Below are 25,966 nucleotides of genomic sequence, written 5' to 3'. Positions count from 1 at the left end.
CACCCTCGCTGCAGGGATGTCACAGCTCGACCACGATCACGACGCCGTCGCCGAGGTCGATCCGCGAACCGGCCGAGGCGGACGTGCCCTCACCCGGGTGCAGCCGGTGCGGCGCCTGGCCCGGACGCGAGACGATCGTGCCGTTGGTCGAGCGCAGGTCGGTGACCAGCACGTCCTCGCCGTCGAGCCGGATCTCGCAGTGCGTGCGCGAGATGTCCTGCTGCGGGCTGGGGACGGCCACGAGCTGCGCGTCGACGCCGGGGCGCGCCTCGGGTGCACGGCCCACCAGCACAGGCCGGTCCAGCTGGACCTCGACGCCGTGCGAGAACGACAGGTGCAGGCCGGGGGCCGCGGGCTCCGCGGCGGGTCGCGACCACGGCGAGACGGTCACCAGACCGGCGTCGCGCAGACCGGCGACCTGGTGGTCCAGGATCGTGCCGCCGTCGTGGTCGCCGTCGACGTCGTCGGCGGGTGCGGGCTCGATCGGCGGGGGCTCGATCGGCGCGGGCTCGGCCGGTGCCGACTCGGCGGGGACCGGAGCGGGAGCGACCGGTTCGGGCGTCGGGAACGGGTCGACCGGGGCCGGCGACGCGGGGGGCTCCTGCGCCTGCGGCTGGTCGAGCGACGGGTCGACGTCGGCGAGCTCCGGCGCCGCGGGGGGCGGCGGCACCTGGCCGGGCCGCGCCGGGACGACCGAGGAGCCGCCCTCCGAGACGAAGCCGTAGCTGCTGTCCTCGCCACCGGGGTGCAGCGTCTGGTCGAGGGGCGGGTCGAGCGGCACGTCCTGGAGCGACTCGCGGTCGAGGAGCGGCTCGGTGTCGGGGTCGGCGTCGACGCCGGACGCGTCCTCCTCGGGCAGGGCGACCCCGTCGAGCGCGGGCGCGACGGTGGGCTCGTCGAGGTCGTGCTCGGCCAGCTCGTCGACGACCGGGTCCTCGGACCGGCGCTCGACGGCGTCGTCCGTGTGCGGCGAGCCGTCGTTCTCGAGGCCGACCAGGGACTCGGCGCTCGCACCGGAGTCGTCGGACTCGCCGGAGGCGACGAAGGGCTCGTTCTCCTCCGCGACGTCGTGGACCTCGATGCCGTCGTCGGCCAGGTCCTCGCCCTCGGCCTCGTCGGCCGGAGCCTCGCCGACCGCGGCCTCGTCGGGAGCAGCCTCGTCGGCCGGAGCCTTGCCGAGCGCGGCCTCGTCGAACGCGGCCTCGTCGCCGTCGACGGGCACGGGCAGCGGGATCGGGACGACCGGGTCGGGGTCCGCGGACTCGGACCCCACCTCCGAGGCGTCGGAGGCGTCGCTCACGGCGGGGGTCGACCCGTCGGCCACCGCGTTCGAGGGACGCAGCTCGAGCCGACCGGTCGCGCGGGAGGCGCGCACGACGCCGGCGAGCACCGGGAGCGGGGTGGAGTCGGGAGCCTCCGCGTGGTCCAGGCGCCGGACGGTGACCTCGACGTGGGCGTCGCCCTCCCCCGTCGCCAGCGTCTCCTCACGCCACGTCGCCACGCCCTGGCCGCTCACGACGGTGTCACCCACGACGACCTCGAGCTCGCCCCGCACCAGGGCACGCGGGCGACCGCCGTCGATCACGACGACGGCGAACGTGGGGAGGTCGGCGAGCGAACCGACGAGGGGTGCGACGACGGCTGCCAGCCCCCCGCCCTGGCGGGCCGCGTCCCAGACCCGCTCGACGACGTCAGCGGGAACGGCGGAGTCCAGGAGCGCCAGGGTGGTGGAGGTGATCACGGCCGAGTCGGGCCCCGGGGTGTAGATGCTCCAGTCGTCGACGCCGTCGTATCCCATCGCTGCTCTCCCTGCTCGCCCTGCTCGGATCGGACCCGCCAGCGATCCTACGGTGCTCCGGCCGCACCCGTAACGGCGGGACGCGACGGTTCAGGACACGGGTGAGAAGGCGCCCCAGTAGGCGGACACGACGAGCAGCCCGAGCAGCCCGGCGACGATCAGCCAGCCGCCGGCGACGCGGACGAAGCCCGGGATGCCGTGCCCGCGACGCTCGTCCACGAGTCGCCGCACGGCGCGCAGACCGAGCCAGACCGAGATCACGGCGAGCGCCTGCACGAGCACCCAGCCGCCCCAGACCACGACGCCGTTGGTGCTGTAGCTCAGGGCGAGCTGCGCGACGACGACGATGTAGCTCGCCAGGACCAGGACGACCGCGAGGGTCCCGACCGCGAAGGCGACGAGCCGGCGCACCAGTCGTGGGGCGTGCCCGACGACGGAGGTGTCGAGGTCGGCGTCGTCCGGGTCGACGGAGCTGGCCACGACCCCACCGTCGTCGTCCCGCGCGGCGTCCGCACCCGCGGTCGCGACCGCACCCCGGCGGCGCCGACGCTCGGTGGCGGCCAGCGCCACCGAGCCGCCGAGGAGCGCCAGCAGTCCGCCGACGAGCACCCCGGCGGAGATCATCGGGACGCGCAGCATCATCTCGCCGTCGGCGTACCACCGTGGCTGGGGCACGGCCGAGGCCAGGTGGATCTGCTCCGGCGTCGCCCCGGCCACGGCGGGACCGGCCGCCTCGGCCGCCGCGGGGTCGAGCATCCACGTCGCGAGCCCGTCGAGAAACGCGGGGACCACGGGCGCGGTCGCGTCGCCGATCCGGATGCCGTGGTTGGCCCCGGCGTAGTAGCGCAGCATCAGCCGCTCGCCCCCGCCGGGGATGGCCCCGCGCACGATCTGGGGACCCTGGACCGTCGGCATGGACAGGTCGGCGGTGCCGTAGGCCATGAAGATCGGCTGATCGGTGCGCTCGAGGTAGGGCAGCACGTCGAAGTCGGCGTAGGACAGGACCCCGGCCGGCCAGTGCGCCCCCGTCGCGCGCGGGATCGCCCGCAGGAACGTCTGCGGGACGCCGACCGCGCGGAGGTAGGCGTCGACGGCGAAGGCCCCCTGCTGCCGAGGCGTCACCACCGGGGCGGAGATCAGCGCCACGAACGCCACGTCCGGGTTGTCGGCCGCGAGGATCGGGGCGATCCACGCGCCCTCGCTCTCCGCGTAGAGCCCGACCCGCGCGGGGTCGACCTCGGGCAGCTGCAGCGCGAGGGCGAGCGTCCGGGCGTAGTCCGCGGCCATCGCGACGTAGTCGCGCTCCAGCGTGGAGTAGGTGTCGAGCCGCTTGCTCGGCGAGAGTGCGACGACGCCCGCGCTCGCCAGCGCCTCGGCGTGCTCGGTGAAGGCGGCCGCCGATCCCGTGCCCGCTCCGTGCAGGAAGACGACGGCGGGGGCCGGCTCCTCCAGCCCCACCGGCGTCACGATGAGCACATCGGTCGTGATGGCACCGTCACCGTCGGGCCCTGCGGGCACCAGCTCCACCTCGACGATGCGCGAGACGGTCTCGTAGCGTCCGACGGCGGAGGCCCCGGTGCTGCCCTCGACCGCGACGGAGTCGGAGGCGACACCCACCGTGGCGCTGAGCGGGACGGGGTTCCAGCGGGGTCCGGCGGCCGCTCCGACCAGGGCGAGCACCGTCACCGAGATCAGCACCGCCCACGCGGTGCGCATCCGGGGCGTGCTCAACCTCCCGGCCACCGCCCGGCGTCGTGCCGCCCGGGTGGCCCTCCGCTGCCGTGCCATCGACCCTAGAAGCCCAACCGCTGCAGCTGCTTGGGGTCGCGCTGCCAGTCCTTGGCGACCTTGACGTGGAGGTCGAGGAACACCCGGGTGCCCAGCAGCGCCTCGATGCCCTCGCGGGATCGGCTGCCGACGTCGCGCAGGCGCGCGCCCTTGGCGCCGATGACGATGGCCTTCTGGCTCTGCCGCTCGACGAAGACGGTGACGTGCACGTCGAGCAGGGGGCCCTGCTCTGGCGTGCGGTCGGGTCGCTCGTTCATCTCCTCGACCACGACGGCGAGCGAGTGCGGGAGCTCGTCGCGCACGCCCTCGAGCGCGGCCTCGCGGACGAGCTCGGCCACCATGACGCGGTCGGGCTCGTCGGTCAGCTCGCCCTCGGGGTAGAGCGGCGGGCTGACGGGCAGGTGCGAGCACAGCACGTCGGAGACGACGTCGACCTGGTAGTCCTCGAGCGAGCTGACGGGGACGATGTCGGCGAAGTCGCCGAGCTGCTCGATCCCGATGAGGTGCTCGACCAGACGCTTGGAGTCCACGAGGTGCGCCTTGGTCGCGAGCGCGACGACCGGCGTGCGGATCTCGGCGAGCGTCCGGGCGATGAACTCGTCGCCCGGGCCGATCTTCTGGTCCGAGGGGAGGCAGAAGCCGACGACGTCGACCTCGGCCAGCGTCCCCATCACGAGGTCGTTGAGCCGGTTGCCCAGGAGCGTGCGCGGGCGGTGGAGCCCCGGGGTGTCGACCAGCACGAGCTGGGCGTCCTCGCGGTGCACGATGCCGCGCACGGTGTGGCGCGTGGTCTGCGGCCGGTCGGACGTGATCGCGACCTTCGTGCCCACGAGCGCGTTCACGAGGGTCGACTTGCCGGCGTTCGGGCGGCCGACGACGCACGCGAAACCGGCCCGGTAGGACGCGGGGTCGCGGGGCGACAGGTAGGACGGACCCTGGTTCGTCGGCTGGCTCGGACCGGTCATCGCGTGGCCCTTCCGGCGAGGAACGTCAGCAGCAGCGTGCGCTGCAGCGTGAACATCTCCTCGCGCTCCTCGGGCTCGGCGTGGTCGAAGCCGAGCAGGTGCAGGATCCCGTGGGTGACCAGCAGGAGCATCTCCTCCTGGGCCGAGTGGCCGGCCTCGCGCGCCTGCGTGGCGGCGACCTCCGGGCACACGACGACGTCGCCGAGCATGCCCTCGGCCGACGGTGCGGTCTCCGACCCGGGTCGCAGCTCGTCCATCGGGAAGGACATGACGTCGGTCGGGCCGGGCTCGTCCATCCACCGCACGTGCAGCTCCGTCATCGCGGGGACGTCCACGAAGATGATGGAGAGCTCGGCCTGCGGGTGCACGTGCATCTGGTCGAGCACGTACCGCGCGAGCGCCGCGAACTCGACCTCGTCGACGACGTGCGCGGACTCGTTGCTGATCTCGGTGCTCATCGGCGGGCCTCCCCGGTCGCGGCGGAGTCCCAGCGCGCGTAGGCGTCGATGATCTCGCCCACGAGGCGGTGGCGCACGACGTCGGCCGACGTCAGGCGGCACACCGCGATGTCGTCGATGTCGTGCAGGATCTCCGTCACCACGCGCAGGCCGGAGGCCGTGCCCACGGGCAGGTCGACCTGCGTGACGTCGCCCGTGACGACCATGTGCGAACCGAAGCCGAGGCGGGTGAGGAACATCTTCATCTGCTCGGCCGAGGTGTTCTGGGCCTCGTCGAGCACGATGAACGCGTCGTTGAGGGTGCGCCCGCGCATGTAGGCCAGCGGTGCGACCTCGATGACGCCCGAGGCCATCAGGCGCGGGATCGAGTCGGGGTCGACCATGTCGTGCAGCGCGTCGTAGAGCGGTCGCAGGTACGGGTCGATCTTCTCGGTCAGCGTGCCGGGCAGGAACCCGAGCCGCTCCCCCGCCTCGACAGCCGGTCGGGTCAGGACGATCCGCGAGACCTGCTTGGCCTGGAGCGCCTGCACGGCCTTGGCCATCGCGAGATAGGTCTTGCCGGTACCGGCGGGGCCGATGCCGAACGTGACCGTGTTCCTGTCGATCGCCTCGACGTACTCCTTCTGCCCGACGGTCTTGGGCCGGATCGTCCTCCCGCGCGAGGACAGGATGTTCATCGTCAGCACGCTCGCCGGCGACGTCGCCGCGGGCGACCGCAGCATCCCGATCGCACGCTCGACGGCATCGGCCGACAGCGGCTGGGCCGACCGGGCGATCTGCGCCAGCTCGTCGATCAGGCGCTCGGCCAGCGTGACCTCCTCGGCGGGACCCTCCAGGGTCACGACGCTGCCGCGCACGTGCACCTGCAGGCGCGGGAAGCCGCGCTCGATCGTCCGGAGCACCTCGTCGCGGGGACCGACGACGGCGCGCATGTCGACATCGTCGGGCACCTGCACCTGGCGGACCACGGGCTCGGGGCGAGCGGCGGAGCCGTTCCCGGCCGTCATCGACCCGCCAGCTTGTCGCGCAGCCGGGAGAACATGCCCACGCCGACGGGGGCCAGCTTGCCCTGCGGGCGCTCCTCGCCGCGGATCGCGGCGAGCTCCCGCAGCAGCTCCTCCTGCCGCTCGTCGAGGTGGGTCGGCACGGTGACGTCGAGGTGGATGTGCAGGTCGCCGCGGTTGTGGCCGCGCAGGCGGCCCATGCCCTTGCCGCGGAGCGTGATGACGTGGTCGCCCTGCGTGCCGGCGACGACGTCGACCTCCTCCTCGCCGTCGAGCGTCTCGAGCGTGAGGACCGTGCCGAGGGCGGCGGCCGTCATCGGCAGCGCCATCGTGCAGTGCAGGTCGTCGCCGCGACGGGTGAAGACGGGGTGCTGACGCTCCCGGATCTCCACGTACAGATCACCGGCGGGGCCGCCGCCCGGGCCGACCTCGCCCTGGCCGACCAGCTTGATGCGGGTGCCGTTCTCCACGCCCGCGGGCACGTCGACGGCGATGGTCCGACGCGTGCGGACGCGTCCCTCGCCCGAGCACTCCGGGCACGGCTCGGGGATCGTGGAACCGAAGCCCTGGCACGCGTCGCAGCGCGCCTGGGTCATGACGTTGCCGAGGAACGAGCGCGCGACGCGCTGCACCGAGCCACGGCCGCCGCACACGGTGCAGGCGCGCGGCGAGGTGCCGGGCGCGGCGCAGGAGCCCTGGCAGGTGCCGCACGTGACGGCGGTCTCGACGGTGATCTCGCGGCGGACGCCGAAGGCCTCCTCGGCGAGGTCGAGCTCGATGCGCACCAGCGCGTCCTGACCGCGCCGGGCGCGGGGCACGGGACCGCGGGCGCTGCCGGCGCCGGCCGCGCCGAAGAACGTCTCGAAGATGTCCTGGAAGCCGAAGCCTGCGCCGTCGCCACCACCCATCCCGCCGCCCATGCCACCGGCGTCGTAGACCCGGCGCTTCTCGGGGTCGGAGAGCACGTCGTTGGCGGCGGAGACCTCCTTGAAGCGGTCGGCGCCCTCCTCACCCGCGATGTCGGGGTGGTAGGTGCGGGCGAGCTTGCGGTAGGCGCGCTTGATCTCCTCGGAGGTGGCGTCCTTCGCCACTCCGAGAACCTCGTAGTAGTCCGTCACGTGTTCGCTTGATCCTTGTGCGTCGGGAGTGAGGTGCGGGGGTGGGACGTGGTGCTGGGCCGGGGCCGGTGGACCCTCAGGGGGTCACGACCCGGGAGAGGTAGCGGGCGACGGCGCGCACCGCCGTCATCGTCGTGGGGTAGTCCATGCGGGTGGGGCCGAGGACACCGAGGAAGGCGACGGCGTCCTGCGCGCTCGCCCCACCGTACGGCGAGGCGACCACGGACGTCTCGCTCAGGCCGGCGTAGCGGGTCTCGGTACCGATGCGGACCGAGACGTCGTGCTCGCGGCCGACTCCGCCCGCCTCCTGCTCGGCGGCCATCTCGGCCAGCAGGCGCATGAGCACCACCTGCTCCTCGATGGCCTCCAGCACGGGAGAAATGGTGCGCGAGAAGTCGTAGCCCGCACGCGCCAGGTGGGCCGTGCCCGCCATCACGATGCGGTCCTCGACCTCGACGGTGAGCGTGTCGGCCACGACGTCGACCAGCGCGTGCACGAGCAGCGCGAGGTCCGGCGTGACGTCCTGCGCGACGGCCTCGAGGGCCGGGCGGAGCGCAGGCATCCGCAGGCCGGCGGCGGCGACGTTGATGCGACCGCGCAGGTCGGCGACCGTGGACTCGTCCAGCTCCGGCACGCCGGCCGGCACGTCGAGCATGCGCTGCTCGACCCTGCCCGTGTCGGAGATCAGCACCACGAGCACCCGGCCGGGGGCGACGAGCACCAGCTCGACGTGGCGCAGCCCCGAGCGGCGCAGCGACGGGTACTGCACGACGGCGACCTGCTGCGTCAGCTGCGAGAGCATCCGCACGGTGCGGTTCACGGCGTCGTCCAGGTCGACCGACTCCGCCAGGAACGACTCGATGGCGCGCCGCTCGGGCTGCGTCAGCGGCTTGAGGGTCGCGAGGTGGTCGACGAACAGGCGGTAGCCGGAGTCGGTGGGGATGCGGCCGGCGGACGTGTGGGGCTGGGTGATGTACCCGGCCTCCTCGAGCGCCGCCATGTCGTTGCGGATGGTGGCGGGCGAGACGCCCAGCGCGTGCCGCTCGACGAGGGTGCGGGAGCCGACGGGCTCACGGGTGGAGACGTAGTCGCTGACGATGGCGCGCAGCACGTCCAGACGCCTGTCCTCGCTCATGCCACCTCCACCTCGCCGTCGTCGTCACCCCGATTCGCACTCTCGGTGCCGGAGTGCCAATTCTACGCCCCGTCTCCGACATCCCGGGGTGGCGGCCGCTGCGACGTCGGCCACGGCGGCTACCGTGCCCCGGTGACCGGAAGAGATCCGTACGGCCCCGACGTCCTGAAGAGCGACCCCCGCGTCCGCACCGGATCGCGCAAGGTGACGCGCGAGGAGCCGGCCGTGCCCGGCCTCGTCGTCGAGGACGTCTCGACCTCCTACGTCGGCGCGATCCTCCGTGTGGAGCGCACCAACGGGGGTGACGTCGTCGTGCTGGAGGACCGGCGCGGGGCGCGGAGGTCCTTCCCGCTTGGACCGGGCTTCTGGGTCGACGGCGATCCGGTCGTCCTCGTCCGTCCCGCCCGCGTCGTGGCTCCGGCCGCGACGGCGCGGACGGCGTCGGGCTCCCGCGCCGTGACGGGCGCGCGGGCGAGGGTGGCGCGCGCCTCGCGCATCTGGGTCGAGGGGAAGCACGACGCCGAGCTGATCGAGAAGGTCTGGGGCGACGACCTCCGCCTGGAGGGCATCGTGGTGGAGATGCTCGACGGCGCGGACCACCTCGCCGACGTCCTGACGGCGTTCGAACCGGCCCCCACGCGACGCGCCGGAGTGCTGCTGGACCACCTGGTGGCCGGGTCCAAGGAGCGGCGGCTGGCCGACGAGACGCTGCGGCAGCTCGGCCGCCGCTCGGAGCACGTGCTGATCCTCGGCCACCCCTACATCGACGTCTGGCAGGCGGTGAAGCCGCACCGGGTGGGATTGACCGAGTGGCCGCACGTGCCGCGCGGGACCGACATCAAGGTCGGCACGCTCGCCGCGCTCGGCCTGCCGCACGACACGCAGGCCGACGTGGCGCGCGGGTGGGCGAAGATCCTCGGCCGGGTGCGCGACTTCAAGGACCTCTCCCCCGCGCTGCTGGGCCGGGTGGAGGAGCTGGTCGACTTCGTGACGCTGCCGGAGGGCTGAGCCTCAGGCGGGCACGACGTCCTGTCGGAACCCGCAGTAGAGGGCGACCAGCGCGACCGCCGCCACCGGGACCGCGACGAGCAGGCCGACGAGGCACGCCAGCGCCCCCACGACCGTCAGCCCGAACGTGATGAGCAGCAGCAGCAGGGTCTGGCCGAGGTGGGCGCCGACGGTGCTGACGGAGGCCCGGAACGCGGCCACGGGTGCCCCGGGGGCGTCAACCAGGTGGCACGCGGCGAAGAGGACGGCGATCCACGCCACGAGCGAGAGCAGGCTCAGGACCACCGATGCTCCCGGTGAGGGCACCAGGGCCGGGACCGTCGACAGCAGCGTGAGGCCGCCGGCGTAGCCGGCCCACCCCTGCGGGAGGTCGAAGAAGTCCGTGAAGCTCGCGCTGCCGGTCCGGACGATGCGGAGCGAACCGACCGTCATCACGAGCGACAGGACGGCCGACACGAACGCGGCGACCGCCGTGAGGACGAGGTTGCCGATGTAGGTGAAGCCACCCCGGAACTCCTGGACGGCGGTCGGCGTGGCGAAGGGGTCGGCCATCCCGGCGGCACCGAGGACGGCACCGAGCCCGAGCTGCAGCACGATGCTGAGGACGCCGACGACGACCGTCACCGCGATGAGCACGCCGGCGGCGCGGCCGAAGCGGGAGAACGCGAACGCCGTCGCCGCGCCGGCGGTTGCGGGGGCGAGTCGTCGGGAGCCGCCCGTGACGCCGTAGGGCGGCGGTGCACCGTAGGGCTGCGGGGCCCCGAAAGGCTGTGGTGCGCCGTACGCGGGAGCGCCGTACGCAGGCGGTTCGCCGTAGGGGTTGCCGCCACCGCCCCAGGTGCCGGGCGGCGGGAACGCGGGCGGCGGCGGGATCGGCTGGTCCTGGAGGGACGGTTCGTCCCACGGCCGGGGCACCTGGCCGGAGCCCGGGTCGCCGGCGCTCCCGCCGGTGTTCCAGCCGGGCGTCTCGTCGGGGTCGCGTGGCGAGGTCATCGGGCCATCGTGGCAGAGGCGGTCCGGGGCACCGGGGACCTCGACACCTGCGCGGCGGGACGACGACGCCCCCGGTCACCGAGGCGTCCGGGGGCGTCGTTCTCGAGCGGGTGCGTCAGGCGGCGACGCGGCCACCCGTGACACGGCGGTACACGTAGGCGAGCACCAACGAGGCGAGGGGCGCCGTGACCAGCGCACCCACACCGCACACGAGGGCTCCCGCATAGCTCACGAGGATCGCGACGATCGTGACCCCCGCGTTGTCCAGCGCGAGGCGGACCGACGCCTTGATGGCGTCGATCGCGCCGATCCCCTTGTCGACGACGAAGAAGATCGCGAAGGCGCCGAAGAATGCCACGGCGAGCGAACCGATGCCGGTCCAGCTCAGCAGTCCGCTGGCCAGACCGAGGAGGAGCGCGAGCAGGATTCCCTGGCCGATGTGGCGGAACTTGAAGAAGTCTCCGAGCGAGGCGTGGCCACGGTCGGCGACCGCGAGGTAGCCGTTCGTCAGAGCAACCTGCGCCACGAAGGCGGCGAGGAACGTCAGGATCGACACGAGGATGATCCCGCCGATGCCGAAGGAGGTCGCCGCAGCAAAACCCGCCTCGGTCTGGGCCGTCGAGGACGTCCCGGCGACGGCGCCGGCGAGGGCGAACCCGATCCCCGCGATCAGTGCGATCCCGATGCCCCACAGCAGGATGCTGAGGATCAGCGGCCCGGCGTTGCTCTTGAACTTCTGCCAGCCCCACCCGAAGGCGACGCCGATGTCGGAGGACGGCGCCTGGTAGCCGCCGGGCTGGCCGTAGCCCTGCGGGGGCGGCGGGAAGCCGGCACCCTGCTGCGGGGGCGGCGGGAACCCGCTCGACGGCGGGGGCGGGAAGCCGCCCTGCTGGGGCGAGGGGTACGCGCTCGGGGGCTGCTGGGGAGCGTCGTAGCGCCCCGGCTGCTGCGGCCCGGGCTGCTGCGACGCCGGCGGCGAGCTGGGCGGAGGCGGCGGCGCACCCCAGGCCGGCGCGGCGGGCGGGGGCGGGGAGCCGGGCGTGCTCGGGTTCGGGTCGTTCTCGCCCGGGCGGTCCGGCGTGCTGGGATCGGTCATCGGTGCGTTCCTCTCGGTCTCGTGGTCACGTGTCGACGGTCCGCGTGCGGGTGGCGCCGTGCGGTGGCGGATGAAGACCGCAGGGGGAAGCGAACCGCCCCGCGGTGCGGCGTGTCAAGGAACCGGGCCGCTCCGGCGCGCCGCCGGACGCCTCAGGTGAGGCGGTGGACCACGGTGTCGGCCAGCAGCCGACCGCGCCGCGTCAGCGTGATGGTCCCCGGGCGGAACGTCACGAGCTCGTCGGCGATGAGCGTGCTGACGGCGCGCGGGTCGAGCCCCGCCGTCGGGAAGCCGTCCGCCAGGCGCGTGCCGAGCATGACCCGCTCGAGGCGGCGGGCATCGCCGTCGAGGATCTCGCGGCCCTGCGCGGGCGACTGCCCGGCAGCGAGGCGACCCGCGTAGGCGCGCGGGTGCTTGACGTTCCACCACCTCACGCCGCCGACGTGGCTGTGGGCGCCGGGACCGACGCCCCACCAGTCCGCCCCCCGCCAGTAGGCGAGGTTGTGGCGGCACCGGTCGGCGGGCGTCCTGGCCCAGTTGCTGATCTCGTACCAGCCGAGCTCGCGGCCCAGGATCTCGTCGGCCAGCTCGTACTTGGCGGCCTCGTCGTCGCCCGTGGGCGCCGGCAGCTCGCCGCTGCGCACCCGCCGGTGCAGCGCCGTGCCCGGCTCGACCGTCAGCGCGTAGGCGGAGACGTGGTCGGGTTCGAGAGCGAGCGCGGCCTCGAGGCTCGCGCGCCAGTCCGCCAGGCTCTCCCCCGGTGTGCCGTAGATCAGGTCGACGGAGACGGCGAGGCCGGCCTCACGGGCCCAGCGCACGACGTCGGGCACCCGCCTCGGGTCGTGCGTGCGATCCAGCGTGGCCAGGACGTGCGGCACGACCGACTGCACGCCGAACGAGACTCGCGTGAAACCGGCCGCCACGAGGGCGGCCAGGGACTCCGGCGTCACGGAGTCGGGGTTGGCCTCGGTGGTGATCTCCGCCCCGGGTGCGATGCCCCAGGTCTCGCGCACGCCGTCGACCATCGCGGCCAGGTCCGCCACGGGCAGGAGCGTCGGCGTACCGCCGCCCACGAAGACGGTGCTGACCTGCCGCTCCGGCAGCCCGGAGCGGCGCAGCACCTCGGCGCCGAACGCGATCTCGGCGAGCGCGTCGGCGGCGTAGGTCGCCTGACTCGTCCCGCCGCCGAGCTCGGAGGCGGTGTAGGTGTTGAAGTCGCAGTAGCCGCACCGCACGCGGCAGAACGGGACGTGCAGGTAGACGCCGAGGTCGCGCTCGGCGGCGCCCTCCAGCGCGGAGGCGGGCAGGGTGCCGTCGTCGGGCGCCACCTCGCCGTCGGGCAGCTGCGGGCTCACGAGCGCGACCTACTTCTTGGCATCCTTGGCGTCCTTGCCCGTGGGGGCGTCGGAGGAGAGCGCGGCGATGAAGGCCTCCTGCGGCACCTCGACCCGACCGATGGTCTTCATGCGCTTCTTGCCCTCCTTCTGCTTCTCCAGGAGCTTGCGCTTGCGGGAGATGTCGCCGCCGTAGCACTTGGCCAGCACGTCCTTGCGGATCGCGCGGATGGTCTCGCGGGCGATGATCCGGCTGCCGACGGCGGCCTGGATCGGCACCTCGAACTGCTGGCGCGGGATCAGCTCACGGAGCTTCCCGGCCATCATCACGCCGTAGGCGTAGGCCTTGTCCTTGTGCTGGATGGAGCTGAACGCGTCCACGTTCTCGCCCTGCAGCAGGATGTCGACCTTGACGAGGTCGGCGACCTGGTCCCCCGTGCGCTCGTAGTCGAGCGAGGCGTACCCGCGGGTGCGGGACTTCAGGGCGTCGAAGAAGTCGAACACGATCTCCGCCATCGGGAGCGTGTAGCGCATCTCGACGCGCTCCTCCGAGAGGTAGTCCATGCCGAGCAGCACACCGCGGCGCGTCTGGCACAGCTCCATGATCGTGCCGACGAACTCGCTCGGCGTCAGGATCGTGCAGCGGACCACGGGCTCGCGGACCTCGTTGATCTTGCCGGCGGGGTACTCGCTGGGGTTGGTCACGACGTGCTCGGTGCCGTCCTCCATCGTGACCTCGTAGATCACGTTGGGAGCCGTGGAGATGAGGTCGAGGTTGAACTCGCGCTCGAGCCGCTCGCGCACGATCTCCAGGTGCAGCAGACCGAGGAAGCCGCACCGGAAGCCGAAGCCGAGCGCCGCGGACGTCTCGGGCTCGTAGTTCAGCGCCGCGTCGTTCAGCTTGAGCTTGTCCAGCGCGTCGCGCAGCACCGGGTAGTCCGAGCCGTCGATCGGGTACAGGCCGGAGAACACCATCGGCTTGGGGAAGCTGTAGCCGCCGAGGTCCTGCTCGGCCGGCTTGTGCGCGTTGGTGACCGTGTCACCCACGCGGGACTGGCGCACGTCCTTCACGCCGGTGATGAGGTAGCCGACCTCGCCGACGCCGAGGCCCTTGGTCGGGGTCGGCTCGGGGGCCGAGACGCCGATCTCGAGCAGCTCGTGCGTGGCCCTGGTCGACATCATCACGATCTTCTCGCGCGGGCTCAGCTGGCCGTCGACCACGCGGACGTAGGTGACCACGCCGCGATAGGTGTCGTAGACCGAGTCGAAGATCATCGCGCGAGCCGGTGCGTCGGCGTCGCCCGTCGGGGCCGGGATGTCGCGCACGATGCGGTCGAGGAGCGCCTCGACGCCGACGCCCGTCTTGCCCGACACCCGCATGCAGTCCTCGGGGTCGCCGCCGATGAGCTTCGCGAGCTCCTCGGCGTACTTCTCCGGCTGCGCCGCCGGGAGGTCGATCTTGTTCAGGACCGGGATGATCGTGAGGTCGTTCTCCATGGCCAGGTACAGGTTGGCCAGCGTCTGCGCCTCGATCCCCTGCGCGGCGTCCACGAGCAGCACGGCGCCCTCGCAGGCCGCGAGCGAGCGCGAGACCTCGTAGGTGAAGTCGACGTGCCCGGGGGTGTCGATCATGTTGAGCGCGTAGGCGGTCTCGTCCAGCTGCCACGGCATCCGCACGGCCTGGCTCTTGATCGTGATGCCGCGCTCGCGCTCGATGTCCATCCGGTCGAGGTACTGCGCCCGCATCGCCCTGGAGTCGACGACGCCGGTCGACTGCAGCATCCGGTCGGCCAGCGTGGACTTGCCGTGGTCGATGTGGGCGATGATGCAGAAGTTGCGCAGCAGCTGCGGCGCGGTCGCTGCCGGCGCGATGCTCGCGCTCAGCGAGGCAGAGGGAATAGGCACAGGTACTCCGGGAGAGCGACGGGGACGCCACCATGGTCCCATGCCCTCGGCTCCCGGTTCACAGCCCCCGCCTCCGCCGACCGACCTGGAGGTGCTGGCCGACCTCCAGGCGGACGTCCTGGGGGCGCTGGTGCACGTCGATCCCGAGACGCCGGTCCCCTGGTGCGGGCGGTGGCGCGTGCGCCACCTCGTGGTGCACCTGGCCCGCGTGCACCACTGGGCGGCAGCGCAGGCGGCGCGCACACGGGAGGTGCCGCTGGGGCGCGGCCCGTTCGACCCGACCCAGCTGTACGCCTCGTGCGCGGCCGAGCTGCGCGAGACCCTGGCGGCCCTCGATCCCGACGCGCGTGCCGCCACGCTCCTGGACGACGGCGTCCCGCGCGAGCAGCAGCGCGGCACGGTCGCGTTCTGGCACCGGCGGCAGAAGCTCGAGACCCTCGTGCACCTGTGGGACCTGCGGACGGCGGGCGGCCTGCCCTCCGACGTCGGGCACCTGGGACGGGAGGAGCAGTGGTGGGACGTCGTGCTCGAGGTCGCCGAGGTGATGCACCCGCGGCAGGTCAGGCTCGCGCGCGTGGCTGCGCCGCCCGTGCTGGTGACGTTGCGCCGGCCCGACGGCGAGGGCGTGGCGCTCGACGGCGGGGTCCCGAGTGCCACCGGCCTCCCCCGGCTCGAGGTCGTGGGGAGCGCGCGCGAGCTGGGACTGCTGGTGTGGGGGCGGTCGGGGGTGGCCGCCGGGGACGCTGGCACCCCGGGGCTCGACCCGTACGAGGTCCGGGGCGACGGCGTGGACGACGCCGCGGCCCGGTCGCTGCTGGCCGACCTGCTGCGCGCGGGGCTCACGCCGTGAGCGAACCTTCCTGGCACCGTCGGCGCACGCGTGCGAGGGTTGCTGGATGAGTGGGCAGACACCGGGAGCGGGGATCGACTGGGGCGCCATCGGGCGCGGAGGCTCGCGCGCCGTCGGGAGGCCGACGCTCGCGCTCGTGATCGTGGGCGGGGCGCTGGTGCTGGCGCTGATCGCCGTGACGCTGCCGCTGAGCGGCGTGGGCGCCTGGATCGTCCGGGTGGCCGCCGTGCTGCTGGCGGTGCCCGTCGTGATGCTCGCGGTCCGCCGTCAGCAGGTGCTCCGGCGCCTGCACGGCATGGAGCTGACCGGGGAGCACCCCGACAACGTGGTGCGCACCGTGACGCCGGACGGTCAGCAGCTCGAGATCGTCGTGGCCGGCGCTGAGCAGACCGTCGTGCCGCGCCTGGGCGTCGGCGGGCTCGCCGCCCTCAGCATCGCGACCTTCGCCAGCGCCGGGATGTCCTTCGGGCTGCTGCTGATCGTCGGGCTCGCGCAGCTCTTCTGAGCCCGTCCCCCACGCGGGGCTGTGCTGCCGCTAACCTCCGCAGCATGAGAACTCGACAGCTGGCCCTCGGCTCCGCGATCGCGGCCACCACCCTCCTGCTCGGTGCCTGCGGGCAGAGCGAGACTCGCGACGAGTCCGGCGAGATCACGTCCGGCGGTGACACCGACGTCTTCACCCTGCAGGTGGGCGACTGCCTGAGCACCGTCGAGACGGGCGAGGTCAACGACGTCCCGACCGTGCCGTGCTCGGAGACCCACCAGCTCGAGGTCTTCGGCGAGTACACCTTCGCCGACGGCGACTACCCCGGCGACGAGAGCATCTCGACGACGGCGGAACAGGAGTGCGTCGCCCTGTTCGACGCCTTCGTGGGTCTGTCCTACGAGGAGTCCGAGCTGGGGGTCACGTACTACACCCCGACGCAGGAGTCGTGGGAGTCCGGCGACGACCGTCTCGTCAGCTGCCTCGTCGGCGATCCCTCGCAGGACGTCACCGGCTCGCTCGAGGGCGCGGCCTACTGACCCGAGCCCCGCGCTGGTGACGCACGAGCGCCCGGGACGACCGCCGTCGTCCCGGGCGCTGCTGCGCGTGGAGGCCTCAGGCCTCGAGGGTCAGGGCCACCTGGACCGACTGCTGCGAGCGGCCACCGCCGGCGAACACGCCGCGCAGCGGGGTGACGTCGTAGTACTCCCGGCCACGAGCGACGACGACGTGGTGGTCGCCCACCGGGCACCGGTTGGTGGGGTCGTAGGCGTACCACTCGCCGCACCAGAACTCGACCCAGGCGTGGGACTCCCCCACGAACGTCTCGCCGACGACGGCCTCGTGCCCGAGCGGGTGCAGGTAGCCCGAGACGTAGCGCGCCGGGATCCCGAGGCTGCGAAGCGCGCCGATCGCCAGGTGCGCTATGTCCTGGCAGACGCCGGAGCGCTGCTCCCACGCCTCGGCGGCGCGCGTGTGGACACCGGTCGCGCCCGGGACGTACTCGACGGCGTCGCGCACCGCGTTGCAGACCGCCAGGGCGGCCTCCGACGGCGAGAGACCGGCTCCGACGGCCAGCGCCAGGGCGGCCAGGTCGTCCGACGGCGCGGTGGCCGGCGTCGAGGCGAGGTGCTCGGCGAGGCGGTCGACGATGCCGGGCTCCGACAGCGTCTGCCACTCCACCTGCTCCGCGAGGCCGCTGGCGATCGGGTCGGTGCGCGGTGCGAGGTCGACCGTCGACTCGGAGACCACGACGAGCTCGGAGTGCTTGCGCAGCACCTCGAACGCGACCACGTGGGTGCCCCAGTAGTCGCGGTACTCCTGGCTGAAGCTCATCGGGCTCGCCGTCAGGCGCGAGCTGAGGACCATCTGGCCCGGGATCGTCGTCGGACGCATGCGCGCCTCGTTGTAGGACGCCGAGGCGGCCCGCTCGTAGACGAAGCTCGTCGTGTGGACGATGTGCAGCCGTGTCACAGCCCTACCCCCCAGTCGTCGTGCGCCCCCGTGGGGAAGTAGCGGAGCCGGACGGCGTCGCTCGCGGAGGAGCAGGCCCGCTGGACCTCCTCCATCTCGGACGGCAGGTCCTCGAGCAGCTGGCCGACCGGCCGGAACTCGAGCCCGGAGCGCACGCGGCCGAGGATGCGGACGGCACTCTCGGTGCTGGAGCGGTCGGTGCCCTCGCCGAGCGAGACCAGACACTGCTCGGCCTGCCGCAGCGCGTAGACCACCGAGCGCGGGAACAGCGGGTCCAGCAGCAGGAACTCCGCCGCGAGCGCATCGCTCGCGCTGCCGCGGTAGGCCCGCAGGAAGGACTCGTAGGCGCCGCACGAGCGCAGCAGGGTGGTCCAGCTCGGACCGCTGGAGCCGGCGACGGCGCGCGTGGCGACGAGCCTGGCCGTCATGTCCGCCCGCTCGATCGAGCGGCCGAGCACGAGGAAGGTCCAGATCTGGTCCCGGCTGGTGGCCGAGTCGGTGATGCCGGCGGCGACGGCTGCCCGCTCGCGCACCCAGGCGAAGTACTCCGACGTGGTGCGGTTGGCGATCGCGCTCGCGAGGTCGTTGCGCGTCGTGTTGAGGCACTCCCACAGCTCGGTGGAGATGGTCTCGCGGGCGCGGCGGGCGTTCTCCCTGGCGGCGTCCAGCGCTCCGGCGATCGATCCGGGGTTGAGGCGGTCGTAGCCCAGGGTCTGCATGACGCGGGCGGGCGTGACGGCAGGTCCCACCTCGGGCGGCGGTGCGCCCATGACGGCCAGCAGCGAGCGGCACGCCAGGTCCTCCGCGACCCACGGGTCCTCCAGCAGGAGCTGCAGGTGGGTGTCGAGGATGCGGGCGGTGTCGTCGGCGCGCTCGACGTAGCGGCCGACCCAGAACAGGGACTCGGCGATGCGGCTCAGCATGTCGGGGCCTCCGGGGTGGCGGTGCTCGGGCGCCGACCGGCGCCGGTCTGCTGCTGCTGCTCGTGCTGCTCGCTGCGCGGCCGGGCCTCGGGGTGGGTGTCGACGGCGGGGCCCTGGCGGAGCGCCGGTGCCTCGCGGGGTCCGTCGGTCGCCTCCGCGCTCTCCTCGGTCCAGCGCGAGGGCCCGGACACCCAGGTGTCCTTGGACCCGCCGCCTTGCGAGGAGTTCACGACCAGCTGACCCTCCTGCAGCGCCACGCGGGTCAGGCCTCCGGGAAGGACCCAGACGTCGTTCCCGTCGTTGACCGCGAACGGTCGCAGGTCCACGTGTCGAGGGCGCAGGCGGTCCCCGGCGAGCGTCGGGACGGTCGAGAGCTGGACCACGGGCTGCGCGATCCAGCCGCGCGGGTCGAGCCGCAGCCGGGTGCGGGCCTCGTCGATCTCGGCGCGCGAGGCCGCCGGACCGATGATGATGCCCTTGCCACCCGACCCGTCGACGGGCTTGACCACGAGCTCGTCGAGGCGGTCGAGCACCTCCGACAGCGCCTCGGGCTCCTCCAGGCGCCACGTGTCGACGTTGGAGATCAGCGGCTCCTCACCCAGGTAGTAGCGGATGAGGTCGGGCACGTAGGTGTACATCAGCTTGTCGTCGGCGACGCCGTTGCCGATCGCGTTGGCGATCGAGACGTTGCCGAGTCGGGCGACTCCCAGCAGACCGGGGCAGCCCAGCAGCGAGTCCTGGCGGAAGGCGACAGGGTCGATGAACTCGTCGTCGACGCGGCGGTAGATGACGTCCACGCGACGGCGCCCCTCCGTCGTGCGCATGTAGACGCGGCCGCCGCTGACGAACAGGTCGCGGCCCTCGACGAGCTCCACACCCATCAGGCGCGCGAGCAGCGAGTGCTCGAAGTAGGCCGAGTTGTACACGCCGGGGGTGAGCACGACGACGACCGGGTCGTCCACCCCGTTCGGCGCCGCCGCGGTGAGCGCCGCGAGCAGCCGGCGCGGGTAGTCGGCGACCGGTCGGACGCGCATCGAGCTGAAGAGCTCCGGGAAAGTCTGGGCCATCGAGCGACGGTTGGAGAGCACGTAGCTGACGCCGCTGGGTACGCGGACGTTGTCCTCCAGCACCCGCCAGCCGCCCTCGTCGTCACGGATGACGTCGATCCCGGCCACCTGCACGCGGACGCCGTTCGCGTTCACGATGCCCTTGGCCTGGCGGTGGAAGTGCGCGGAGGAGGTGATGAGCGCGCGGGGGATGACGCCGTCGGTGACGACCTTCTGCCGCCCGTAGATGTCGTCGAGCAGCTTCTCGAGCGCTCGCACGCGTTGGGCGACACCCGGCGCGAGCGTGTTCCACTCCTGCGTGTCGAGCACGCGGGGCACGGGGTCGAGCGGGAACGGTCGCTCCTCGCCGCCGATGTCGAACGTCACGCCCTGCGCCAGGTAGGAGCGCGCGAGCGCGTCGCCGCGCGCCCGCATCTCCTGCGGACTCAGGTGCGCCATCGTGGCGCGCAGCTGCGCGTACTGGGAGCGCCAGGGGCTGTCGGCGTCGTCGCCGTCGACCAGTCCCGTCATCTCGTCCCAGGCGGTGCCAGCGGGATACCCCTCGAACAGGTCGGCCATGCCACGAACCTAGCCGCCCCGGGTAACGGATGCGTAAAACCGGGCAGCCGTGTCGCGGGGTGGTGGATCGGGCGTTCACACGGCCGGGTGGTGATCACCGGACGCTGTCGCGCTCGACCGCCCCGTGGGAGAGTGGCGCGCGTGAAGATCGAGAGGTTCCTCCGCGCCGCACTGTCGCTGCTCGCCCCGCGCCGGGGCACGGGTTCGAGCTCGTCCGGGCGCACGGCGACGCCGTCGCGCCCCTCGCCCTCCTACCCCAGGCCGGCCGCACGACCGGGCGGGACGCTCGGCGGCATCTCGGCCTACGACGTGCAGGCGTGGGGCGCGCCGTCGTTCTCCTACTCCCCCGACCCCGACGGCGACGCCGACCCCGGCGAGATCGTCTGGGGCTGGGTGCCCTACGAGGAGGACGCGTCGCAGGGCAAGGACCGCCCGCTGCTGATCGTCGGTACGCGGGGCCGCGACCTCGTCGGCGTCCAGCTCACCTCGAAGGACCACTCCCGGGACGCCGCGCGCGAGACCGCCCGCGGGCGCGTCTGGGTCGACATCGGGTCGGGCGCGTGGGACTCCCGTGGCCGGGACAGCGAGGTGCGCGTCGACCGCGTGCTGCTCGTGGGGCGCGACGCCGTGCGCCGCGAGGGTGCCACGCTCGACCGCGCGAGGTTCGACGCCGTCGCGACGGCGGTCCGTCGGCACCACGGCTGGTAGGGCTTCCCGAGCGGGAGGTCATCCCCGGGCGGTGATCCCCGGGCGGGATGTCCGGTCGCGAGCCCGCCCGATGATCGGCCACCAGGTCGGTGGTAGCATTGCAGGTCGAGCCTGGCGCCCGCACGGGTCGGCCAGCTCGTTCCGCTGACCGCCACGGGTGCCCCACGCCCAGTCTCAGGCCGGCGGGAAGAACCCTCGCCGACCCATCACTCCAAGCACCAGGACGTACAACGTGGCAAATATCAAGTCCCAGAAGAAGCGCATCCTCACGAACGAGAAGGCGCGTCTGCGCAACAAGGCCGTGAAGTCGGAGCTGAAGACCTACGTGCGCAAGACGCGCGAGGCCATCACCGCCGGTGACAAGGACGCCGCCGCCGCGGCGCTCAGCATCGCCTCGCGCAAGCTGGACAAGGCCGTGTCCAAGGGCGTGCTGCACCGCAACCAGGCCGCGAACCGCAAGTCGGGCCTCGCGAAGCAGGTCCAGGCTCTCTGAGCCTCCTCCTCACGGCGCCGTAGCCCTCGGGGTGCGGCGCCGTTCGCGTCCCCGGACCTCGCCGCACCCTCCACCCCAGCCCGCCGGGAATGCGCGTGACTGCTCTATCGTCTGGATAGAGCAGTCACACGCATTCTCGACGAGTGGGGGCGGGCGCGGCGGGAGCGGGCGGGGCCGGGCGGGCGGGGTCAGGAGCGGGCGGCGACGATGCGTCGCACCGCACGCTCGACCGCGAACTCCGGTGAGCGCGACTCGCCCTTCACCTCGGCGTCGGCGGCCGCCGTCGCCATGATCGCGGTCGCGAGCCCCTCCGGGGTCCAGCCCTGCAGGTCGCGCCGCGCGCGGTCGACCTGCCACGGCGCCAGACCCTTGAGGACGTCGGCGCCGTGGTCGCGTCCGCGGGAGGCTGCGACCTTGGCCATGGTGCGGAGCTTGAGCGCGAGCGCCGCCACGAGCGGGACCGGCGGGGTCCCGCTCGCCATCGCGTGGCGCACCAGGACGAGCGCTCCGGCCACGTCACCGGCGACGGCGGCGTCCGCCACCTTGAAGCCGGTCGCCTCCACGCGTCCGCCGTAGTAGCGGTCGACCTCCTGGTCGGTGACGACTCCGGTCGTGTCGCTGATGAGCTGCTGCGCGGCGGCGGCGAGCTCGCGCAGGTCGGATCCGACGGCGTCCACCAGCGCAGCGACCCCCTCGGGGGCGATCTTGCGGCGGGCGCGGGAGAACTCGGCCGAGACGAAGCCGGGCTTGTCGCGATCGGGGACGGGGTCGCACGCGACCAGCGCCACCTTCGCGGCGACCAGGGCGTCGAGCACCTTCTTTCCGCGCACTCCCCCGCCGTGCCGCAGCACCAGCGTGACGTCGGGTGCCGGATCGGCGAGGTAGGCGAGCACGTCGGTCGCGCACGCGTCCGTCATCGACTCGAAACCGAGGATCTCCACGTGCTGCGGCTCGGCGAACAGCGACGGCGACGTGATGACGGCGAGCCGTCCGCCCTCGTACTGCGCCGCCTCGACCGTCGTCACCTCGAGCTCGGCGGAGCCGTCGGCGGACGCGGCCTCGCGCGCCAGTCGCGCCAGCCGCGACACGGCCCTGTCGCCCAGCAGACCCTCGGTCCCGCGGATCAGCACGATCGGTGCGAGCTCCGCCCTGTCCCACGGCACACCGGCGGTGGGGGTCGACCGGGAGGCTGAACGGCGGGCGGGAGGCACGGGGCAAGCCTGCCACGTCGAGCGACGCGTCCAGCGGATCACCGGGACGCCCGCCGGCGGCGCGATGCGAGCGACCCGAGCGGCGCCCGACAGCCCGAGACCCGCAGCACGCCGCTGCGACCCTGCACGGCCCCCGTCGGGACCCCGGGCCCCGCGACGGCGATCGGCCCGCACACGTCCGTCCGCGCCATGAACGCCCCCTCCTGCGCCAGCACCGCCACGGTCGAGGGTGCGGGATGGCCGTAGTCGTTGTCCGCCCCGACGCTCACCAGCGCCACCCGGCCGGCCGCCGCGGCCAGCAGCGCCGGATCCTGGTCGGGCGAGCCGTGGTGGGAGACCACGACGACGTCGGGCGGGCCCGTGAGCAGCTCGGGCCACGCCCGCGACATCGCCTGCTGCGCCGCCGCCCCGAGGTCACCGTGCACGAGTGCGGTCAGCTCCGGCGTCGTGACCCAGAGCGTCAGGCTCAGCTCGTTCGGGTCGACGTCGGCACCGATCTCCACGGAACGGGCCGTGGGCCACAGCGTGGTGAGGCCGACGGCGCCCAGCTCCTCGCGCGGCGCGCTCGCCAGGGGCTCGGGCGGACGGTCGACGGCCGCCTCCGCCACGGGCACCCCGGCCGCGCGCACGTCGTCGATCACCTCGGCCATGCGCTCGTCGCTCGTGCGCGGCGCCACCGCCTCCTCGACGTCGACCGCCGCGAGCACCGCGGCCAACCCGCCGACGTGGTCGGCGTCGGCGTGCGTGAGCACGAGGCGCTCGATCGTCTCGATCCCCGCGGTCTCGAGACACCCGGCGGCATCCCCCGCCTCGGGGCCGACGTCGACCATCACGGCGGTGTCGCCGCCACCCGTCGCGGCGGTCGAGACGAGCAGCGCCGACCCCTGCCCGACGTCGCACTGCAGCAGCCGCCAGTCCGGCGGCGGGAACGCGGCGGGCACGACGGGACCGGCGACGTGCACGAGCGCGGAACGCCACGGCGCGACCAGGCTCGCCGCCAGCGCGACGACGGCGACCAGCGACCCGAGCGTCAGCAGCGCCGGGGTCCCGCGCCCGGCGAGCCTCGCGCGCAGTCGCCGACCCGCCGCGGTCCGCAGCACGAGCAGGAGGGCGACGACGATCAGCACCAGGAGCGCGAGACCCCGCAGCCCGGGCGGCCAGGGCAGGCGCGCGAGCGGCAGCTCCGCACCGTGCCGCGCGACGACGTCGATCCACCACGTGCCGCCCTGCGCGACCCACAGCAGACCGTGGGCGCCCGCGGGCCACCACGTCGACAGCATCGCCGCGAGCAGCGCGAGCACGGTGACCGGGGGGATCACCGGCGCGACCAGGGCGTTGGCCAGGACCCCGTAGGTCGCCAGGCCCGGATCGATCAGGACGAGCACGGGCAGGCACGCGAGCTGGGCCGCGAGCGGGACCGCCAGGACGGTGGCGAGCAGCGGCGGCAGCCGACGCTGGAGCAGCGCGCTCAGCGGACCGGCCCCCAGCACGAGACCCGCGGTCGCGGACACCGACAGCGCGAACCCGACCTCGCGCGCGATCCAGGGATCGGCCAGCACGAGGACCGTCACCGCCGTCGCGAGCGCCGGGATCGCGGCCGCCGGACGTCCGAGGACCAGCGCCAGCACCACGACGCCGCCCATCGCGACGGCGCGCACCACGCTGGGATCGGGGCCGACGAGCGCGACCAGCCCGCCGAGGACGGCGACGCAGACGGCCACGCGGCCCCGGCGACCCAGCGTTCCGGTCAGGACGAGGACCCCCGCCAGCACGATCGCGACGTGCGCACCCGAGACCGCCAGCAGGTGGCCGAGGGACGTCGCCCGCATCGCGTCGGCGAGGTCGTCCGGGACGCGGGAGTCGTCGCCGACGCCGATCCCCGGCAGCAGGGCGGCGTGCGGCGGCAGTCCGACCACCGCCTCGGCGAGGCCCGCCCGGATCGCGTGGGTCGCGCGACGCCACCACGACGGCTCGCCGACGACCTCCGGTTCCCCGGCCACGAGGAGAGCCGCGGGTCGCTCCCCCGGTTCGACGGGCCGCACCCGGGCGGTGGTGCGAACGGTGGTGCCGGGTGGGACGTCGCGCCAGGCGGGCGAGCCGATCACGAGCACGGGGGCGACCGCCGTCGTCCGCTCCCCCCGGGTCTCCGCCCCGAGCAGGGTGGCCTCCAGGCGCACGCGCTGCGCGCCGTCGGGCGCGGGACCGGCGACCGGCACGGCGTCGTGCGTCGTGCGCAGCACCACCTCGCTCGAGCCCGACCACGCGAGAGCCCGCGCGAGACCTCGCGTCCGCACGTCGTCCTGCACCAGGACGCTGCCGAGCACGAGGCCGACGAGGAGGCCGGCGAGGGCCACGGTCGTCGTCGCCCCCTGCCAGCGGTCGCGGTGGCGTGCGGTGTGACGGCGCCTGCCCCGCCACACCGCGACGCCACCCGCGACCGACGCGGCGGCGACCAGGAGGAGCCGCGCCCGCAGCGGGAGACCGACGGCGACCGCGGCCGCGGCCCACGCCGCGAGCGCCGGTGCCACCAGCCGCAGGTCGGGGGCGTGACGTCCCCGCCAAGGCGCGCTCACACCGTCACCAGCTCGCCGAGGCTGCCCATCAGACTCGGCCCGATGCCCGAGACCTCGTCCAGCTCCGCGACGTCCCGGAAACCGCCGTTCGCGTCGCGCCAGTCGATGATGCGCTGCGAGATCGCCGGTCCGACGCCCGGGAGCGCGTCGAGCTCGGCGAGCGTCGCGGTGTTGAGGTTCACGAGGCCGGTCGGTGCGACGCCCGTGGCGCCCGAGCCGCTGGGGCCGCTCGAGCCGCCGGTCGCATCCCCGCCTGCCCCGGGCGAGGGACCGGGTGGGTCGACGGCCTCCCCCGGAGCCGGCACGTGGATCTGCTCACCGTCCACGAGCACCCGGGCGAGGTTGACGGCGTCGAGGTCGGCCTCCGGTTGGGCCCCGCCCGCGGCGGTGACGGCGTCCACGACCCGCGATCCCGCGGGAAGCGTCACGACGCCGGGGCCGACGACCCTGCCCGAGACGTGGACGACGACGTCGGTCGCCGGAGGTGGGGTGGTGGGAGACGGGGGCGCCGCCTCTGTGTCGGAGGTCAACTCCGGGCGGGAGGTCGACTCCGTGCCGGACGGCGGCGCGGCCATCCCCTCGACCGGCACCTCCACCGGTGCTTCCGCCGGTGCGCTCGCCGCCGGAACCTCGACCACCGAGGACGCCGTCACGGTCGCTCGCACCACGAGGAACGCCGTCACCAGGGCGAGCAGGACGGCGATCGCGAGCGCCCCGCGCGGGCGCAGCCGACGTCGGGTCGGTCCACGGCGGTGCCGTATCGAGGCGCCACCGGCGGCAGGCGCGTCGCCGTCAGCTCCGTCAGCGCCGTCGTCGCCCTCGTCCCAGGGCGCGGCCCCGCCCCCGGGGAGCACGCCCTCCGAGACCGAGTACGCGGCCCTCGTCAGCGCCATGACGCGGGCGCGCTGGTCCAGGCGCCGTCCGGCGGAGCGAGGTGGGCCCATACCGCGACGCTAGGAGTCGCGATCGACCCCGACCGCGGGTCCCGGACGCGAGGTGAACCGGGAGGACGGGTCCCGGCCCT

23 protein-coding genes are annotated in these 25,966 nt (G+C 73.8%); 6 read left to right on the top strand and 17 right to left on the bottom strand.

Annotated elements, in window-relative coordinates:
* Positions 1 to 19: 19 nt before the first annotated feature.
* From SERN_RS09940 to hrcA, 7 genes are all read right to left on the bottom strand, one after another.
* Positions 20 to 1,798 (bottom strand): FHA domain-containing protein, encoded by a 1,779-nt coding sequence (locus SERN_RS09940; RefSeq protein WP_135849989.1) that lies wholly within the window; start codon positions 1,796 to 1,798, stop codon positions 20 to 22.
* A gap of 90 nt (positions 1,799 to 1,888) precedes the next feature.
* Positions 1,889 to 3,514 carry an alpha/beta hydrolase family protein gene (locus SERN_RS09935; RefSeq protein WP_135849988.1) on the bottom strand — a complete coding sequence of 542 codons (1,626 nt, stop codon included), beginning with the start codon at positions 3,512 to 3,514 and terminating at the stop codon, positions 1,889 to 1,891.
* Between the two features lie 77 nt (positions 3,515 to 3,591).
* The gene (gene era / locus SERN_RS09930) at positions 3,592 to 4,551 is read right to left on the bottom strand and encodes a GTPase Era (RefSeq protein ID WP_135849987.1); all 960 of its coding nucleotides are present in this window, start codon (positions 4,549 to 4,551) and stop codon (positions 3,592 to 3,594) included.
* Positions 4,548 to 5,009, bottom strand: a complete 462-nt coding sequence (ybeY, locus tag SERN_RS09925; RefSeq protein WP_135849986.1) for an rRNA maturation RNase YbeY — start codon at positions 5,007 to 5,009, stop codon at positions 4,548 to 4,550. The genes era and ybeY overlap by 4 nt, the downstream gene beginning before the upstream one ends.
* A complete protein-coding gene (locus SERN_RS09920) occupies positions 5,006 to 6,016 on the bottom strand; it encodes a PhoH family protein (protein WP_135849985.1) in 1,011 nt (336 codons plus the stop codon). Before SERN_RS09920 ends, ybeY begins: the two co-directional genes overlap by 4 nt.
* Positions 6,013 to 7,131, bottom strand: coding sequence for a molecular chaperone DnaJ (gene dnaJ, locus SERN_RS09915; RefSeq protein ID WP_135849984.1), 1,119 nt, complete (start codon positions 7,129 to 7,131; stop codon positions 6,013 to 6,015). Before dnaJ ends, SERN_RS09920 begins: the two co-directional genes overlap by 4 nt.
* Before the next feature lie 76 nt (positions 7,132 to 7,207).
* Entirely contained in the window at positions 7,208 to 8,266 is a 1,059-nt protein-coding gene (hrcA, locus tag SERN_RS09910; RefSeq protein WP_135849983.1) for a heat-inducible transcriptional repressor HrcA, read from the bottom strand.
* A gap of 132 nt (positions 8,267 to 8,398) precedes the next feature.
* Between hrcA and SERN_RS09905 the strand changes: the two genes are divergently transcribed.
* Positions 8,399 to 9,274 (top strand): DUF3097 family protein, encoded by an 876-nt coding sequence (locus SERN_RS09905; protein ID WP_135849982.1) that lies wholly within the window; start codon positions 8,399 to 8,401, stop codon positions 9,272 to 9,274.
* Between the two features lie 3 nt (positions 9,275 to 9,277).
* Here the strand turns inward: SERN_RS09905 and SERN_RS09900 are convergent, their stop codons facing one another.
* The 4 genes from SERN_RS09900 to lepA form a co-directional block, all read right to left on the bottom strand.
* A complete protein-coding gene (locus tag SERN_RS09900; RefSeq protein WP_135849981.1) occupies positions 9,278 to 10,267 on the bottom strand; it encodes a hypothetical protein in 990 nt (329 codons plus the stop codon).
* 115 nt (positions 10,268 to 10,382) lie between these two features.
* On the bottom strand, positions 10,383 to 11,363 hold the full coding sequence (locus tag SERN_RS09895; RefSeq protein ID WP_135849980.1) for a hypothetical protein: 981 nt from the start codon (positions 11,361 to 11,363) through the stop codon (positions 10,383 to 10,385).
* Between the two features lie 152 nt (positions 11,364 to 11,515).
* Positions 11,516 to 12,718: a radical SAM family heme chaperone HemW gene (hemW, locus tag SERN_RS09890; RefSeq protein ID WP_135849979.1), complete on the bottom strand. Its 1,203-nt coding sequence runs from the start codon at positions 12,716 to 12,718 to the stop codon at positions 11,516 to 11,518.
* Positions 12,719 to 12,727: 9 nt separating this feature from the next.
* The gene (gene lepA / locus SERN_RS09885) at positions 12,728 to 14,602 is read right to left on the bottom strand and encodes a translation elongation factor 4 (protein ID WP_233251604.1); all 1,875 of its coding nucleotides are present in this window, start codon (positions 14,600 to 14,602) and stop codon (positions 12,728 to 12,730) included.
* Between the two features lie 40 nt (positions 14,603 to 14,642).
* Here lepA and SERN_RS09880 point away from each other — a divergent pair, with 40 nt between their 5' ends.
* From SERN_RS09880 to SERN_RS09870, 3 genes are read left to right on the top strand one after another with little or no spacing between them, the layout of a single operon-like run.
* The gene (locus SERN_RS09880; RefSeq protein WP_135849977.1) at positions 14,643 to 15,452 is read left to right on the top strand and encodes a maleylpyruvate isomerase N-terminal domain-containing protein; all 810 of its coding nucleotides are present in this window, start codon (positions 14,643 to 14,645) and stop codon (positions 15,450 to 15,452) included.
* A gap of 46 nt (positions 15,453 to 15,498) precedes the next feature.
* The gene (locus SERN_RS09875) at positions 15,499 to 15,957 is read left to right on the top strand and encodes a hypothetical protein (protein WP_135849976.1); all 459 of its coding nucleotides are present in this window, start codon (positions 15,499 to 15,501) and stop codon (positions 15,955 to 15,957) included.
* Between the two features lie 44 nt (positions 15,958 to 16,001).
* A complete protein-coding gene (locus SERN_RS09870) occupies positions 16,002 to 16,475 on the top strand; it encodes a septum formation family protein (protein ID WP_135849975.1) in 474 nt (157 codons plus the stop codon).
* Positions 16,476 to 16,551: 76 nt separating this feature from the next.
* On the opposite strand, the gene SERN_RS09865 is transcribed toward SERN_RS09870, so the two are convergent.
* From SERN_RS09865 to SERN_RS09855, 3 genes are read right to left on the bottom strand one after another with little or no spacing between them, the layout of a single operon-like run.
* The gene (locus tag SERN_RS09865) at positions 16,552 to 17,409 is read right to left on the bottom strand and encodes a transglutaminase family protein (RefSeq protein WP_135849974.1); all 858 of its coding nucleotides are present in this window, start codon (positions 17,407 to 17,409) and stop codon (positions 16,552 to 16,554) included.
* Positions 17,406 to 18,332: an alpha-E domain-containing protein gene (locus SERN_RS09860; RefSeq protein ID WP_135849973.1), complete on the bottom strand. Its 927-nt coding sequence runs from the start codon at positions 18,330 to 18,332 to the stop codon at positions 17,406 to 17,408. The genes SERN_RS09865 and SERN_RS09860 overlap by 4 nt, the downstream gene beginning before the upstream one ends.
* A complete protein-coding gene (locus tag SERN_RS09855; RefSeq protein ID WP_135849972.1) occupies positions 18,326 to 19,957 on the bottom strand; it encodes a circularly permuted type 2 ATP-grasp protein in 1,632 nt (543 codons plus the stop codon). The genes SERN_RS09860 and SERN_RS09855 overlap by 7 nt, the downstream gene beginning before the upstream one ends.
* 141 nt (positions 19,958 to 20,098) lie before the next feature.
* Between SERN_RS09855 and SERN_RS09850 the strand changes: the two genes are divergently transcribed.
* Together SERN_RS09850 and rpsT are read left to right on the top strand one after the other, a co-directional pair.
* Positions 20,099 to 20,665: a type II toxin-antitoxin system PemK/MazF family toxin gene (locus tag SERN_RS09850; RefSeq protein WP_199241585.1), complete on the top strand. Its 567-nt coding sequence runs from the start codon at positions 20,099 to 20,101 to the stop codon at positions 20,663 to 20,665.
* Between the two features lie 232 nt (positions 20,666 to 20,897).
* Positions 20,898 to 21,158 carry a 30S ribosomal protein S20 gene (gene rpsT / locus SERN_RS09845; protein ID WP_135849971.1) on the top strand — a complete coding sequence of 87 codons (261 nt, stop codon included), beginning with the start codon at positions 20,898 to 20,900 and terminating at the stop codon, positions 21,156 to 21,158.
* Between the two features lie 188 nt (positions 21,159 to 21,346).
* Here rpsT and holA read toward each other — a convergent pair whose 3' ends face one another.
* The 3 genes from holA to SERN_RS15810 are packed head-to-tail and all read right to left on the bottom strand — an operon-like array spanning position 21,347 to position 25,886.
* On the bottom strand, positions 21,347 to 22,369 hold the full coding sequence (gene holA, locus SERN_RS09840; protein ID WP_135849970.1) for a DNA polymerase III subunit delta: 1,023 nt from the start codon (positions 22,367 to 22,369) through the stop codon (positions 21,347 to 21,349).
* A gap of 38 nt (positions 22,370 to 22,407) precedes the next feature.
* Positions 22,408 to 24,942: a ComEC/Rec2 family competence protein gene (locus tag SERN_RS09835; protein ID WP_135849969.1), complete on the bottom strand. Its 2,535-nt coding sequence runs from the start codon at positions 24,940 to 24,942 to the stop codon at positions 22,408 to 22,410.
* Positions 24,939 to 25,886, bottom strand: a complete 948-nt coding sequence (locus SERN_RS15810) for a ComEA family DNA-binding protein (RefSeq protein ID WP_233251603.1) — start codon at positions 25,884 to 25,886, stop codon at positions 24,939 to 24,941. The genes SERN_RS09835 and SERN_RS15810 overlap by 4 nt, the downstream gene beginning before the upstream one ends.
* Positions 25,887 to 25,966 lie beyond the last annotated feature (80 nt).

The sequence above is a fragment of the Serinibacter arcticus genome (assembly GCF_004786095.1).
In the GTDB taxonomy this organism is placed as follows: Bacteria; Actinomycetota; Actinomycetes; order Actinomycetales; family Beutenbergiaceae; genus Litorihabitans; species Litorihabitans arcticus.
Note: the sequence above shows the minus strand (reverse complement) of the source record. Positions and strands in the feature narration are given on the sequence as shown.

Bases quoted from the DNA above. Each gene is read 5' to 3' on its own strand.
- SERN_RS15810 (WP_233251603.1), bottom strand. From the start codon at position 25,886: ATGGGCCCACCTCGCTCCGCCGGACGGCGCCTGGACCAGCGCGCCCGC.
- SERN_RS09870 (WP_135849975.1), top strand. From the start codon at position 16,002: ATGAGAACTCGACAGCTGGCCCTCGGCTCCGCGATCGCGGCCACCACC.
- SERN_RS09875 (WP_135849976.1), top strand. From the start codon at position 15,499: ATGAGTGGGCAGACACCGGGAGCGGGGATCGACTGGGGCGCCATCGGG.
- era (WP_135849987.1), bottom strand. From the start codon at position 4,551: ATGACCGGTCCGAGCCAGCCGACGAACCAGGGTCCGTCCTACCTGTCG.
- SERN_RS09880 (WP_135849977.1), top strand. From the start codon at position 14,643: ATGCCCTCGGCTCCCGGTTCACAGCCCCCGCCTCCGCCGACCGACCTG.
- SERN_RS09940 (WP_135849989.1), bottom strand. From the start codon at position 1,798: ATGGGATACGACGGCGTCGACGACTGGAGCATCTACACCCCGGGGCCC.
- SERN_RS09855 (WP_135849972.1), bottom strand. From the start codon at position 19,957: ATGGCCGACCTGTTCGAGGGGTATCCCGCTGGCACCGCCTGGGACGAG.
- SERN_RS09920 (WP_135849985.1), bottom strand. From the start codon at position 6,016: ATGACGGCCGGGAACGGCTCCGCCGCTCGCCCCGAGCCCGTGGTCCGC.
- SERN_RS09900 (WP_135849981.1), bottom strand. From the start codon at position 10,267: ATGACCTCGCCACGCGACCCCGACGAGACGCCCGGCTGGAACACCGGC.
- SERN_RS09895 (WP_135849980.1), bottom strand. From the start codon at position 11,363: ATGACCGATCCCAGCACGCCGGACCGCCCGGGCGAGAACGACCCGAAC.
- hrcA (WP_135849983.1), bottom strand. From the start codon at position 8,266: ATGAGCGAGGACAGGCGTCTGGACGTGCTGCGCGCCATCGTCAGCGAC.
- ybeY (WP_135849986.1), bottom strand. From the start codon at position 5,009: ATGAGCACCGAGATCAGCAACGAGTCCGCGCACGTCGTCGACGAGGTC.
- SERN_RS09935 (WP_135849988.1), bottom strand. From the start codon at position 3,514: ATGCGCACCGCGTGGGCGGTGCTGATCTCGGTGACGGTGCTCGCCCTG.
- SERN_RS09860 (WP_135849973.1), bottom strand. From the start codon at position 18,332: ATGCTGAGCCGCATCGCCGAGTCCCTGTTCTGGGTCGGCCGCTACGTC.